13 protein-coding genes are annotated in these 13,255 nt (G+C 61.1%); 12 read left to right on the top strand and 1 reads right to left on the bottom strand.

The window, feature by feature from the left end; genetic code table 11:
- Window positions 1–172 precede the first annotated feature (172 nt).
- The 4 genes from IL54_RS00675 to IL54_RS00660 all read left to right on the top strand — a co-directional run bounded on the left by IL54_RS00675 (window position 173) and on the right by IL54_RS00660 (window position 1,333).
- A complete protein-coding gene (locus IL54_RS00675) occupies window positions 173–364 on the top strand; it encodes a DUF6771 family protein (RefSeq protein WP_037472503.1) in 192 nt (63 codons plus the stop codon).
- Between the two features lie 150 nt (window positions 365–514).
- Window positions 515–700 (top strand): hypothetical protein, encoded by a 186-nt coding sequence (locus IL54_RS00670; protein ID WP_037472192.1) that lies wholly within the window; start codon window positions 515–517, stop codon window positions 698–700.
- Window positions 701–710: 10 nt separating this feature from the next.
- Window positions 711–1,133, top strand: a complete 423-nt coding sequence (locus IL54_RS25215) for a thermonuclease family protein (protein WP_037472191.1) — start codon at window positions 711–713, stop codon at window positions 1,131–1,133.
- Window positions 1,034–1,333, top strand: coding sequence for a DUF5818 domain-containing protein (locus IL54_RS00660; protein ID WP_237748742.1), 300 nt, complete (start codon window positions 1,034–1,036; stop codon window positions 1,331–1,333). Before IL54_RS25215 ends, IL54_RS00660 begins: the two co-directional genes overlap by 100 nt.
- Before the next feature lie 222 nt (window positions 1,334–1,555).
- Here the strand turns inward: IL54_RS00660 and IL54_RS00655 are convergent, their stop codons facing one another.
- On the bottom strand, window positions 1,556–3,478 hold the full coding sequence (locus IL54_RS00655) for a S9 family peptidase (RefSeq protein ID WP_037472188.1): 1,923 nt from the start codon (window positions 3,476–3,478) through the stop codon (window positions 1,556–1,558).
- Between the two features lie 392 nt (window positions 3,479–3,870).
- On the opposite strand from IL54_RS00655, the gene IL54_RS00645 reads away from it, so the two are divergent.
- From IL54_RS00645 to IL54_RS00610, 8 genes are all read left to right on the top strand, one after another.
- Window positions 3,871–7,425: a hydantoinase B/oxoprolinase family protein gene (locus IL54_RS00645; protein ID WP_037472185.1), complete on the top strand. Its 3,555-nt coding sequence runs from the start codon at window positions 3,871–3,873 to the stop codon at window positions 7,423–7,425.
- Window positions 7,422–8,093 carry a DUF969 domain-containing protein gene (locus IL54_RS00640; RefSeq protein ID WP_037472184.1) on the top strand — a complete coding sequence of 224 codons (672 nt, stop codon included), beginning with the start codon at window positions 7,422–7,424 and terminating at the stop codon, window positions 8,091–8,093. The genes IL54_RS00645 and IL54_RS00640 overlap by 4 nt, the downstream gene beginning before the upstream one ends.
- Entirely contained in the window at window positions 8,090–9,040 is a 951-nt protein-coding gene (locus IL54_RS00635) for a DUF979 domain-containing protein (RefSeq protein ID WP_037472182.1), read from the top strand. Before IL54_RS00640 ends, IL54_RS00635 begins: the two co-directional genes overlap by 4 nt.
- Window positions 9,031–10,026: a DUF2891 domain-containing protein gene (locus tag IL54_RS00630; protein ID WP_037472180.1), complete on the top strand. Its 996-nt coding sequence runs from the start codon at window positions 9,031–9,033 to the stop codon at window positions 10,024–10,026. The genes IL54_RS00635 and IL54_RS00630 overlap by 10 nt, the downstream gene beginning before the upstream one ends.
- A 691-nt stretch (window positions 10,027–10,717) precedes the next feature.
- Window positions 10,718–11,698: a hypothetical protein gene (locus IL54_RS00625; RefSeq protein WP_037472179.1), complete on the top strand. Its 981-nt coding sequence runs from the start codon at window positions 10,718–10,720 to the stop codon at window positions 11,696–11,698.
- Window positions 11,699–11,700: 2 nt separating this feature from the next.
- Complete coding sequence (locus tag IL54_RS00620) at window positions 11,701–12,039, top strand: hypothetical protein (protein ID WP_037472177.1); 339 nt, start codon at window positions 11,701–11,703, stop codon at window positions 12,037–12,039.
- Between the two features lie 39 nt (window positions 12,040–12,078).
- Window positions 12,079–12,432, top strand: coding sequence for a hypothetical protein (locus IL54_RS00615; RefSeq protein ID WP_037472175.1), 354 nt, complete (start codon window positions 12,079–12,081; stop codon window positions 12,430–12,432).
- A 469-nt stretch (window positions 12,433–12,901) separates the two neighbouring features.
- On the top strand, window positions 12,902–13,246 hold the full coding sequence (locus IL54_RS00610) for a hypothetical protein (RefSeq protein ID WP_037472174.1): 345 nt from the start codon (window positions 12,902–12,904) through the stop codon (window positions 13,244–13,246).
- Window positions 13,247–13,255: the final 9 nt, after the last annotated feature.

Genomic DNA, 13,255 nt, shown 5'->3' with positions numbered 1-13,255 from the left:
GGAAAGGGGATCAAACCCCTATAAATCCTAGGATTTCGCACTTCGATCTAGAATCCACCGGATCTTGTCGGGGTCGGTTCGATAATGATTGCACATCCAGGCAGCCTAGCGATCGCCAATTTCATCGCAAGCCTCTTGCTTCGTTCCTGATATGTTCTTTACGATCAGACCCATGACTCACCCTGATTCTCTTTGGCTCGCGCAGAGCCTGCTTCATGCCCCGGCCTGGGCACGCGTTGCCCTCACCGCACCCAACGAGCGCCTGCGCGAACAGGCCGCGGTGGAACTGGCGCAAAGCGTCATCGCGGCTATCGAGCATCCCCCCACAATCCCTGACATCCGCCAGATGACGCTGCCCCTGTGACGCAAAGCCTGCGGTACATCCGCGTGATGCACATGGTCAGCGATGCTGAATAGTCTGCCGCTTTCCTGATCTTGAGCAATAGACGGCATAGCGGCTGTGCAATCCGGCACCGCCACGCTAGCGTCTCGGTTTGAGCGATCGGGAATAGATATGAACGGATTTGTACGTTTGGAAACGGTGGACGGCGATTTTGTGGTCGTCAATGTCGATCGGGTCAGTTTCGTTCGGCGCTACCGCGGTGAAAATGGCACCAGCGCGATCAATTTCGAGAAGGGAAATTATATCGTTGTCAAAGGCAGTCTCGACAGCGTCATGACCATCCTGGCCGAAGGCTGAAGCGAGGCTCATGCTTGCCGTCCTATCCGCGGTCGTTCTGGCATCCGGACAGGTCTTTGTCTGCACGCCTACCCATGTCTGGGACGGAGACGGCCCGATCTGGTGTGCGGAAGGTCCAAAGGTGCGTTTGGCCGGTATAGCTGCCCGCGAGATGGACGGCACATGCAAAAAGGGGCACCCCTGTCCCAAGGCATCGGCTATTGCAGCACGAGACCGGCTGGTGCGCTTGCTGGGCGGCGCGAAAGGCAAGGCGCGGACCGGCCATATTCTCGTATCGGCGCCGACCATGCGCTGCGTGTCGAATGGATCGGCACGGGGCGGTCGCACAGGGGCATGGTGCAATCTGCCGGGCACGGGCGACATAAGCTGCGCCATGATCAGGTCAGACACTGTCCTGCGATGGGATCGCTATGCGCGGGGGCATTGCCGCTGATGCCGAGAGGAACGCGCCACGAACTGACCGGCATTCTTCTGGAAGGCGACTTCTATCCGGTGCTGCGTGTTGCTGATGGAGGCGAGTGGCGACTGGAGATCACCAAGGCCTGGCGGCCGCTGCTGGGCAAGCGCGTCACAATCATCGGCGTGCGTGACGGTTTTGATCTGATTGCCGTCGAGCGGATCACCCTGTCATGACGCACGATCAGCTTTTGTGGGGGAAGGTGTCGATAGTGATGAAGCAGCATGGTGAGCAAGCACCGCGCAAGGTGGACGAACGGATAGGTATCCTTGCGGTTGAGGGGTAAGGGGACTGCATCGTAACGAGCGCCGGGCCGCAAGGAGGCTGCTGCGCTGTGTCCAAGCCAAGCAAGACGCTTTTCTGCTTGGCGGCGGCAGCGCAAAATTGTCACTGGCTGATCAGCGACTCAAACCGAAACGATCTTCAAGGAAGGCGGCGATGCGGCGATACCCGTGAACGCGATTGGCAAGGCGGGCGATACCATGTCCTTCGTCCGGGAAGCGCAGATAGGTGACGGTTCCACCACTTGCTCGAATGCCCTCCACCAAACGGTCGCTCTCGGCGACCGGATCCCGCGGGTCGTTCGCTCCGTGCATGACGAGCATCGGCGTGGTAATTTTGGCTACGTTATTGATCGGCGACAGCTTGGCAAAGAAGGCGCGGACCTTGGGATCTGCGATATCACCGAATTCAAGCTTGTCAGCGGCCTTCAGTCCGGGGCTGGCTTGCTCAAGCGCTGTTACCCAGTCCGATACACCCACGATAGAAACGCCGGCCACGAACATGTCGGGATATGTGCCAAGCGCCTGGTTGGTGAGATAGCCGCCATAAGAGCCGCCACCGACCGCGATACGGGTGCCATCGACCTGACCCGACTTGCGCAACCATTCCGCCGCGTCGGCCAGATCTCCGACCTCGTCGACCTTCTTCTCACGGTCATTCAACTGCTCGAACGTCTTCCCTTGGCCCGTCGAACCGCGATAGTTGAAGTCGAGTACCGCAATGCCGCGGGCGACATAATATTGGATGTCCGCCGAAAAGCCTGACGTAGCATAAGCACTGGGGCCGCCATGGATACGCATGAACACTGGCGGCTTGCGGCCGTCGGGCGATGTCGTCGGCAAATACAGGAGCCCCGTGAGCGGTGCCCCGTCACGCGCGGCGAAGCGGACTGGCTCTGGAACCACCATCTGCGACAGGTCGAGCCCGGGCGCATCGGTCGGCACCAGAACACGGGCGGCGACATCCTTTGCGGACAGATCCCAGGAAAGCACTTCGCCCGCCGTAGTCGGGCTGTTCGCACTGATCAGGAGCATTGGCCTCTCCCCAGCGAACTGGACAGACACAGTGCCTGAGGGCAATTTTGGCACAGGGATGTCGTGGCCGGTGCTTAAGTCGCGCGCGTGCAAACGGCTGAACCCAGTCTCGATCGTGGTCCAGACCAGGTAGCGGCCATCGGGGCTGAGCGCGATCTGACCGATATCGAAGCCTGGCTTAACGATCGTTTGGAGCCGACCCGCGCCTACATCATAAAAAGCGATCTCGTGATAGTCTGAGGATTGATTGGTCGAAAGATAGAAACCGCGGCCATCGGGCTTCCATGCGATAGAGCTGTATTCGGCGATAGTCTTCGGCTCGAAAACGGTTGTCATCTCGCCGGTCGCGGCGTTGAGCAGGTGAAGGTTATTACCACCCCCGCGGGTCTCGCTAACCGCTATCAAATCACCACCTGGCTGCCATGCGACTGCGTAGAAGCCGCCCTTTCCATCATAAACGCGCCGACTTTGGCCGGTCTCAACGTCCGTCACGTAGATGTCGAAGTCGGTACCGTTGCGCTCGGTCGAGGAATAGGCGAACCGGCGCCTGTCGCGGCTCCAAGCACCAAAGCTGCGGAACGCTGGCGACTTCTCAACGATTGTCCGCTCTTTGTTTCCGTCGATGGTGAGCAGGTGCATGCCAACGCGCTCGTCTCCGTCGGTATCAGCGCCGTACAGCCAATGCCCCGAGGGGCCGGGCTCCAGCCAGTCGACGCCCGATCCGTAGGTGAGTTGGTCTGGAAAGCCGCCGCTTACCGGCATCGTCCAGATCTGGGGCGAACCGGTGATGTCGCTGATCCAGGCAATGTGCGTCCCTTCCGCGGAGAGGGCTGCACCGCGCGGGCTCCGTACAAGCAGGAAACGGGTGATGTCGAGTTTGCCATCTTGTTTGGGCGCGAGCGAAACTGGCTCGGCCTTGACAATGTCCTCAGGACGAGGCGTTTGCGCCGCACCTGCTGCTGCGGCACCGCTCGATAGCAGCAATGAAAGGATAAGGGCCCGCATCAGGTGCTCCGTCGCTTCTCGAATGAACTGGCAGGCTGGCCAGCCGTCTTCTTGTTGAAAACAAAGCTAGCCGGATGCGGATGGGAAAGCGAGGCAGAATACCCCCATTTGCCCTACACCGATCGTCAACTCTTTGACGTCTGCCGCTGCTCCTCGTCTTGCACCTAATTCCACGCCCGCCTTGCCCGCACGTGCGATGCAAAGCCACATCGACTTGTGTGGCGCCTTCTGGGCCGTTTGCCGAACGGCAAGTCCCGTGACTTTGACGATTTTTAATGGCCGATTCCGGCAATTGCGACACCTGAAGCGGACATCCACTAGACGCCCCAAGTCTGGACAAAGCTGCTGGCAGCGGCCTAGTTCGTAGGCCATGATTGAGAGAAGGTAGCAGAATGAAGGCTTGGCGCTTTGCGGTAGATCGTGGCGGTACTTTCACCGATATCGTCGCGACGACCCTTGAAGGGGAGCTGGTGACCGAAAAGCTGCTGTCGCAGAACCCGGGATTGTATTCAGATGCCGCCAGCGAAGGCGTGCGGCGCCTGATGCTGCGGTATGGCAAGGGACCGATTGCTGAGCTTCGTATCGGGACAACGGTAGCGACCAATGCGCTGCTCGAACGTAAGGGGGAACGGTTGGCGCTGGCCATTACGCGCGGTTTCGGCGATGCATTGCGGATCGCCACGCAGGCGCGGCCCGATATTTTTGCCCGTCACATTATGCTGCCCGAGCAACTGCCTGCCAGGGTGGTCGAGATCGACGAGCGGGTCGGGGTTGATGGCAAAGTTCTGCGGCCGCTCGACGACGCGCAGGTTCGGCAGCAACTCGACGCCCTGCGTGCCGGCGGCTTCGATGCTCTTGCGATTATCCTGATGCACGGGTGGAAGCACCGGGACCACGAGGCGCGGCTTGCGCGGATGGCGCGCGATATCGGCTTTACGCAAGTTAGCGTCAGTCACGAGGTGGCACCGCTCATCCGTCTGATCCCGCGCGGCGATACGACGGTGGTCGATGCCTATCTTTCGCCGGTGCTGCGGCGCTACACCGATGCGCTCGAGGCCAGCCTCCCCGCGACCGGGAGCCTGCGTTTCATGCAGTCGAACGGCGGGCTGGCGGAAGTGGGCGCGTTTCGCGGTAAGGATGCTATCCTGTCCGGCCCAGCTGGCGGCGTGGTCGGCATGGTCGCGGCGAGCGCACCACTGGGCCATACCCGGCTGATTGGCTTCGACATGGGCGGCACGAGCACCGATGTTGCACATCATGCCGGCGAATATGAACTGACCGGCGACAGTGTGGTTGCGGGGGTTCGGGTCGCGGCACCGATGATGCAGATCCACACAGTCGCGGCGGGTGGCGGGTCGATCTGCCGCTTTGACGGCGCTCGCTTCAGGGTCGGGCCGGAAAGCGCCGGGGCGGACCCTGGCCCTGCCTGCTACCGCAAGGGCGGACCGCTGACCGTGACCGACTGTAATCTTTTCCTAGGTCGCCTCGATCCTGCGTTCTTCCCGGCCGTGTTCGGTCCACAGGGCGATGCCCCGCTTGATCCGGTGGTGGCACGAGGGCGGCTGGAAGAAGTTGCCGCAATGCTCCCCGAACCAAGGCCGCTTGAAGAGATCGCCGAGGGCTTCCTTGCCATCGCGGTCGACAATATGGCCAACGCCATCCGCAAGATCTCGGTCGCGCGCGGGCACGATGTGACGACCTATGCGCTTGCTTGCTTTGGCGGAGCGGGCGGACAGCATGCCTGCAAGGTCGCCGATGCGCTAGGGATGGAGACGGTGTTGGTCCATCCGCTTGCAGGGATGCTCTCGGCCTATGGCATAGGCCTCGCGCCGGTGAAGGCCATCCGCGAGGTCAGCCTCGTGCGCGCGCTGGACGAAAGCTTCGCTCGTGAACTAGCTGCGCTTGAGGAACAGGCGCGGCAGGAGCTCCTTGATCAGGGCATCGCTGCCGACGCAATCCGGACCGACAGCCGCGCAAGGCTGCGCTTTGCTGGCACTGACAGCCAGCTAGCCATAACTTGCACCGATCCGGCGGCAATGGATGTAGCTTTCCGCAAGCTGCACCGCCAGCGTTTCGGCTATTCCGACGCGGGGGCGGCAATCATGGTGGAGGCATTGAGCGTCGAAGCCAGTGGGCAAGCGGGTGGGCTGTCCGCATCGGTCGAGTTGCCCGAGGCGCTGGCTGTTGGTAATGCCCTTATATATGGCGCTTGGAAGATTCTGTCGCGTCGCGCCTTCGATGTCGGCAAATGCGAGCCCGGGCCCCTGCTGGTCATCGACCCAGGGTCGACGACCGTGGTCGAGAAAGGCTGGCAGGCGCGATTGGCCGATGAAGGAAGCCTGATCCTGACCCGCGCCGTGCCGCTGAAGCGTGAGCGCGCGGCGGGAACGGATGTCGATCCGGTCCGTCTCGAGATTTTCAATAACCTGTTCATGGCCATCGCCGAGGAAATGGGGGTGGTGCTGCAATCCACCGCTACCTCGGTCAACATCAAGGAACGGCTTGATTTTTCCTGCGCACTTTTCGATCGCAGCGGGGCGTTGATCGCCAACGCGCCGCACATTCCGGTGCATCTTGGCAGCATGGGCGACAGCATTGTGCGGGTGATCGATGCGCGTGGGAGCGGGCGCGACGGGCGCGGGTTTCGGCGCGGCGATGCTTATGTGCTCAATGATCCCTATCGTGGCGGCACGCACCTACCCGATATCACGGTGATCGTGCCCGTGTTCTACAGCGAAGAGGCGAGCGAACCCGATGCTTTTGTTGCAGCGCGCGGGCACCATGCCGATATTGGCGGGATCGCGCCCGGATCCATGCCGCCGGAAAGCCGGACGATCGAGGAAGAGGGTGTCCTGATCGACAATGGCTTGCTGGTTGACGAAGGGCAGTTTTGCGAAGCGGAAATGCGCAAATTGCTGGCGGCAGCGACATTCCCCGCCCGCAATCCCGACCGCAACCTGTCCGATCTGCGCGCCCAGCTTGCCGCCTGCACGCGCGGTGCGGGGCTGCTGCGGGGCGCAGCAATGGATCACGGTCCAGACGTGATCGCGGCCTATATGGATCATGTTCTGGCCAATGCCGAAGAAAGCGTGCGGCGGCTGATCGATCGGCTTGAAGATGGCGGCTTTGCCTATGAAATGGACAATGGCGCGACAGTGAAGGTCGCCATCCGCATCGACCGCGCAAGCCGCTCGGCGGTGTTCGACTTTACGGGCACCAGCAACCAGTTGCCGGACAATTTCAATGCGCCGCGCGCGATTACTCGTGCTGCCGCGCTCTACGTGCTGCGCACGCTGATCGACGATACCATTCCAATGAACGATGGCTGCCTGCGCCCGGTCGAACTGATTGTGCCAGAAGGCTCGATGCTGAACCCGAAGCCCGGCGCAGCCGTGGTCGCCGGGAATGTCGAAACCAGTCAGGTGGTCACCGATGCACTGTTCGCCGCGTGCCGACGCCTTGCGCCGAGCCAGGGGACGATGAACAACTTCACGTTCGGTAATGAATATCACCAATATTACGAGACAATCTGCGGCGGTTCGGGCGCGGGTCCCGATCATGACGGGACGAGCGCGGTGCAGACGCATATGACCAACAGCCGTCTTACCGACCCGGAGATACTGGAAACGCGGCTGCCCGTGCGGATCGAGCGGTTCGCAATCCGTCATGGTTCGGGCGGGACGGGTTTGCATTGCGGCGGCGACGGTGTCGAGCGGCGCGTGACCTTCCTTGAACCGATGCGTGCCAACATGCTCGCCAATCGCCGGCGGATTGCGCCAAGCGGGATATGCGGAGGCGAAGATGCACTGGCTGGCCGGAACTGGGTGGAGAGGGCGGACGGATCGCGTGAGGAGCTCGGGGCGACAGCGTCGGCGCATATGCAACCGGGTGATTGTTTTGTAATTCTCACCCCCGGTGGCGGCGGATTTGGGAAGGTGTCTCAATGAGCTATTGGCCACTCCTTGGAATTGCGATCGTCGTTGTTGGTTTTGCGTTGCGGTTCAATCCGCTGATGGTGGTGGTGGGTGCGGCGCTTGCGACTGGTGTGCTCGCCGGGCTGGATATCGTTGCTGTGATTGAAGCGCTGGGCAAAGCCTTTAATGACAATCGCTACATTACTGTCACATGGATCATTCTTCCGGTGATAGGCCTGCTAGAACGTTACGGGTTGCAGCAACGCGCCCGCGCGGTGATCGAAGCAATGCGTGGCGCGACCATGGGCCGGTTGCTGGTCGCTTATCTTGCCTTTCGCCAACTCACCTCAGCGCTCGGCATGAAGGATATTGGCGGGCATCCGCAGGCCGTGCGCCCCTTGGTGGCGCCGATGGCGGAGGCGGCCGCCATCAAGATCCATGGCGATTTATCCGAAGGTGACCGCGACAAGATCAAGGCCATGGCCGCTGCGACCGACAATGTGGGCCTGTTTTTTGGCGAAGACATTTTTTTCGCGATTGCCTCGATCCTGCTGATCCAGGGCGTGTTCGAGAGCGCGGGCTACCCCATGACCCCGTTGCAGCTTTCCGTCTGGGCAATCCCCACGGCCATCTGCGCCTTTTTGATCCACGGCGGCCGCATCCTCGCTTTCGACCGCCGGTTGGGGAGGGCGCGCCAGTGATCACCTACGAATGGCTTTACGCGCTGGCGGGCGCGGCCTTCGCGCTTTGGGCACTGCTCAGCTTGCATGAACGGCGCTGGGGCAATGCCGGGTTCTGGGCGCTGCTGGCCGCGAGCTTCCTGCTGGGCAGTCATGTCTCCGATTTCATGAACGGACTATTGGTGCTGGCGATGGTGGCAATTGCGGGGGGTGGCGGGCTGACGCGGAGCGATCCTGCGACGACCACGCCCCAGGAACGGCAACTGCTGTCAGAACGGCTCGGCAACCGGTTGTTCCTGCCAGCCCTGGTGGTACCGCTGACCGCTGTCGCGGGGACGCTGCTCTACAATTACACGGCTTTTGGCGAGACCGGATTGTTCGAGTCGCGGCGCGAAACGCTGATCCTGTTCGGCTTGGGCGTGTTGGCGGCGCTGGTGGGCGCGATCGGGTGGCTGCGCCCGCCGCTGCTGGCTCCGGCCGAGGAGGGGCGGCGGCTGCTCGATTCGATCGGCTGGGCGGCGATCCTGCCGCAGATGTTGGCGGCGCTCGGTGCAGTGTTCGCGCTCGCGGGCGTTGGCGAAATTATTGGTGGCCTTGCAGGTGATATCATACCTCGCGGTAGCGTTTTTCTGACAGTTGTCGTCTTTGCGCTGGGCATGGCGTTGTTCACGGTGATTATGGGCAATGCATTTGCTGCCTTTCCGGTCATGGCAGCGGCGATCGGGATTCCGTTACTGGTCCAGCAATATGGCGGCAACCCGGCGGTGATCGGCGCAGTTGGCATGCTCGCCGGCTTCTGCGGAACGCTGTTGACCCCGATGGCGGCTAACTTCAACATCGTTCCCGCCGCGCTGCTTGAGCTGAAAGATCAGCATGGGGTGATCCGCCAACAGATCGGGACCGCTCTTCCGCTGCTGGTCTGCAATATTGTCATCATTTATGTAGGGGCTTTCCTGTTGTGGAATTGACCGAAGATATTGCCCGCCATTTCGCAAGGATAGCGCTTAGCCACGTGACGCGGCCCTATCCCTACAAGGACGACCATGTCTTCGAGAGCGACCAGGACGTTCGGCCCCCGCGCATGGCCCACCCGGTTTTCTGCGGCAGCTTTGACTGGCACAGCTGCGTGCACGGATGGTGGACCTTACTGACGTTAAGGCGGCAATATCCTGGCATGGCCGAAGCTGGGCCAATCGAAGCGCTAGCCGACGAAACCTTTACGGTTGCCAAGCTTGCGGTGGAGTTGGCCTATCTCGACCGGCCGATGTCGCGCGGCTTCGAGAGGCCCTACGGATGGAGTTGGCTGCTATACCTGCATCTTGAGGCTGAACGGCACGATGATCGCGAATGGTCTGTCCGTCTTGAACCCTTGGCGCTGGCTTTCGCGGCGCGCCTTTGCGATTACCTTAGGATACTGACTTACCCGATTACCGTGGGCACACATTTCAATACGCCTTTTGCGCTGATCCTTGCACGACGTTGGGCGTTCGGTCGCGACGAGGCGATGGTGGCTCTAATCGACGCGTGGACAGAGCGAGCCTTTGGCAACCGTACCGATTATCGCGGTTGGGAGCCAGGTGGCGATGAATTTCTCTCCCCCGTTCTCACTGCGGCACTATTGATGACCGAGACTCGTTCGAAGCAGACTTTCGCTCCCTGGTTCCGAGCCCTGGTGATTGCCAATGGCTGGCTTGAGAACGAATGCCGCCCTGTGCTCGTTTCCGATCGCACCGACGGAAAGATCGCTCATCTCGATGGTCTCAATCTCAGCCGCGCCTGGTGTCTTCGCATTATCGCAGATGCGCTTGACGATGAGGAAACGCAAAAGGCGCTGATGCTTTTGGCGAACGAACATCTTGAGGCAGCGCTGCCGCATGTGGCTGGCGATTATATGGGAGAGCACTGGCTCACCAGCTTCGCAGTTCTGGCGTTGCTCGCGCCAAAGCAATTCTAGCCACCAGCACGCCGCCGGACCCTTTTGTATCTACTCGTGGCCACTGACAGGAAGAGCAGGCCAGCAAATCTATCTCAGCCGAACGGCAGATTTTCGAGCGAGGCGCCGTTCGCGCTCGGGAATAGAAAGGCGTATGTTGGTCGGGTGCTGCCGGCGGCGGTACGGCGCCGGCTTCGTTGAAATCGATCGCCGCGTTTTGGGACATTTCTGCCGGTCGTGGGGAGTACGTCGATGGCCGGTTTTGTCTTGCAAGCCGACACTCAATGGGCCGATCGTCAGCGCAGAACGACAGTGCGTGCGCTGCTTGCTCATGGGCAGCTTTAGGATGGGCATCGAGGTCCTCAAGGGCCCGAGCTACGCGCAGGCCAAGGCGGTCTGGTAGCCGAGGGCCTTCAAGACGATGGGCGATGCCGATCCGGTCAGCATCCCGCTTCCAAACTGTACCTGTGCCTCGTCACCGCGCCCGGCTATGCACAGTCCTGCCGGATGCACGCGACACTTTAAACACGGCGCGGCGGGCGCTTTTCAGCGCTCCGGCAGTCAAGCCACAGCTCGTGCCCGATGGCATCGCGCGCCGAAGGCTCGCTCCGCGTCTCGCAGTATTGAGGGCGGCGTCAGATGCATCGGCGGTAGCAGTTGCCCTGACACGATTGCGCCAATATCGTGGCAAGACCTTCTGGCGGAGCACTTTGTGGACGGCATTGACGACCTGCGGCAGTTCGAGAATGAGGCGGACACCGCGATTGCCGCGATGCCGATCATGGCGCTTCCCGCCCGGGCGGTCTTGGCGGGACTGCATTATTTCCTCTGGGTCACCCAGCATGCAGGCCTGCTCGACCTGGACCCGCAACCGGGGGTTTCCGAGACCGCGATACGGCGCATGGGATACCTGCTGCCGCTATTGGTGCGGCGCCAGGCCGAACCCTTTGGAGTTTCAGCCCGCGACGCTCTGGACGGATTCTTGAAAGCGGATCCCACGGGCGAGCAGATGGCGCAGCTGCTGAGCTACGCGCATTTCAGCGAGTTCATGCCGGAGGCCCACAAGAAATACTATACGGTCACGACCATCAGGGAGGGGTTTCGCCTCGTCCTGCGCAGCGAATGGTTTGAGCAGATGCAGGCGCGCGATATCCTGCTCAGCGAGCTTGCGCTCGTGTTCCCGTTCCCGGCGAAGAAGGAGCTGGATCCTGTCCTGCGCGAGATCGTGCGGGATCTCCCGGATGCGAACTGGGACCTGGTCGGCCCGTTGCTGGGCCGCAAGATCGAAGCGCTGCTCTTCTCGCTCGCCGAGCCCAACCTCGTCGCGCCCGAAGGCATGGAGCGCATCTTCGGGTCGGGATATTCGGGATTCTATCGCATTCGCGCAGCGATCCTCGCCTATGCCGAGCTGGCGCTCGAGATATCGATGATCCTCGGGGCGACGTCCAACCGCGAAAATGACGGGAAGGGCATCTCCGACGAGACCCTCGAATGGATCTCGTGCAACGTCGAGGCAGAGTGGTTTGTCGGGCTGATCGCGAGGCTGTCGGCCGCCGAGCCCGGGATGTCGAGCGCTTCATCCGATTTTTCTGCGTTGATTTCCGGCAATCGCCAGCGCGCCACAACGGCGGGGATGGCCTGTTCCCGCCCTTCGCGCGCTTCGAGAAGAGCTACGTCTTCTCACCGATCCTAGTCTTGAACTTCCTCCATCTCCGCAATGCCGTCTTCGCCTTCTCCACGCTGGATGCCCGTACCTATGCGAACCACGTCTCCCACGAGCTGGAGCCGGTGCTCATCAGCCAGGCAATCGAGTTCCTGCGGCGGAGCCATCCCTGGTTCCTCCGACCCGGCTACGATTATGCGGGTGGGGAAATCGACCTCGTCGTCGTTGGCGAGACCGGGCCTGTGCTGCTCATCCAGGCCAAGGGGACGCTGCCACCGCAGGGGGCTCGCCTGACGGAGCGACTGGCCGATCGCATTCGCGAAGGCATTGGCCAAGTGGAGAAGTTCCGCGCACTGGAGGTCACCGAGTAGGAAGCTATCGCGAGTGCCGCCGTCGGGCGGCCTGTTGCGGTGGCTGACATCCGGCACGGCATCCTCGCTCGGTCGTGCTTCGGTGCACCCGAGATCTTCGATCCCGCGCTAGGGATCGCGCGGATCACGCTGCCGCTTCTGTCGCTTGCGCTCGGCGAGATGCGTGCCCGAGGGGAGCTGGCGGACATAGATGCGCTCCTCCTTCACCTGGAAGGGATCGAGCTGCGCTATTTCGTGGAAGCCGACCCGCGGTGGGAAGAAGGAGCGTTCTCGCTGGCGGGCCGGCACCTGCACGTGCCGTTGTTCAAGTACGATCAGGACATGGTAGACATGGTTCGCGCACAATCGTGGGAATGCTCGTTTATCGAGGAACCGAACGGCGGGCCCGATTGATCGGCGAGCTTGATCCATTTCGGCCTGGCGCATGCATGTGCGCCATGCGGGAACGATAAATCAAATTTCAAGAGATCGACCGCCACTGAGACGTCGTTCGCGACTCCGTTGGTGCGGATGTGGCGGCGCTCCCTTTTAAGAGACGGTTCGCTCGGAACAGGCGCGATGGCAGCTTCCGTCGATACCTGACGTTGGTTAGCGCGGTCCTAAGCGACTATCTTGATCGGTAACGGCACGTGCAACCTGCGATTTTCTGGCCATCCCAGACGATGCCCTAAGAAGCCAGATTCCTCGACAACCAGCCATTGTGACTCAGTTGAAGACCGATCGCGTTGAAAAATAATTGTCGCGTTCGGTCTCTATCGGCCGCCTGAAAAATTTAAAAAGAGTGACAATATCTTGACCGCCATCAGGTTCTGGCGGACATCGGATCGAGCTATTTTTTCAATCAAAGATCGGTATAGCCTGCATGGATGCCCCAGCGGACGTCACCGCCGTTCCCGTCATCTACAAGATTCTGGGTATGAGCAATGACGATCAATTAGCGCCTTTGGTCGACACGCTTACGCAGACGCCTCTCAGCATACTTAAGATCTGCCGGGCCTATGAACGGCACGCCCCGAATCACAGTCGGTATACCGATCAGATCGGCGATGAGATTTACCGCCTTGGCCAGAAGGCACTGAATATCACGGATGGTAGCCGCCCTTCGTATCAACGCATGATCGACGCGTTATGCAAACAGCTGGGGTCGCCTGCCCAGGAGGACGAGCTGGCCGACTGTCCGCCGTCAGCACCAATGGCACAGATTTGAGGTTGTGAT

The organism is Sphingobium sp. ba1, from assembly GCF_000743655.1.
Lineage (GTDB): Bacteria > Pseudomonadota > Alphaproteobacteria > Sphingomonadales > Sphingomonadaceae > Sphingobium.
This window is presented reverse-complemented; position numbering and strand designations above follow the sequence as displayed.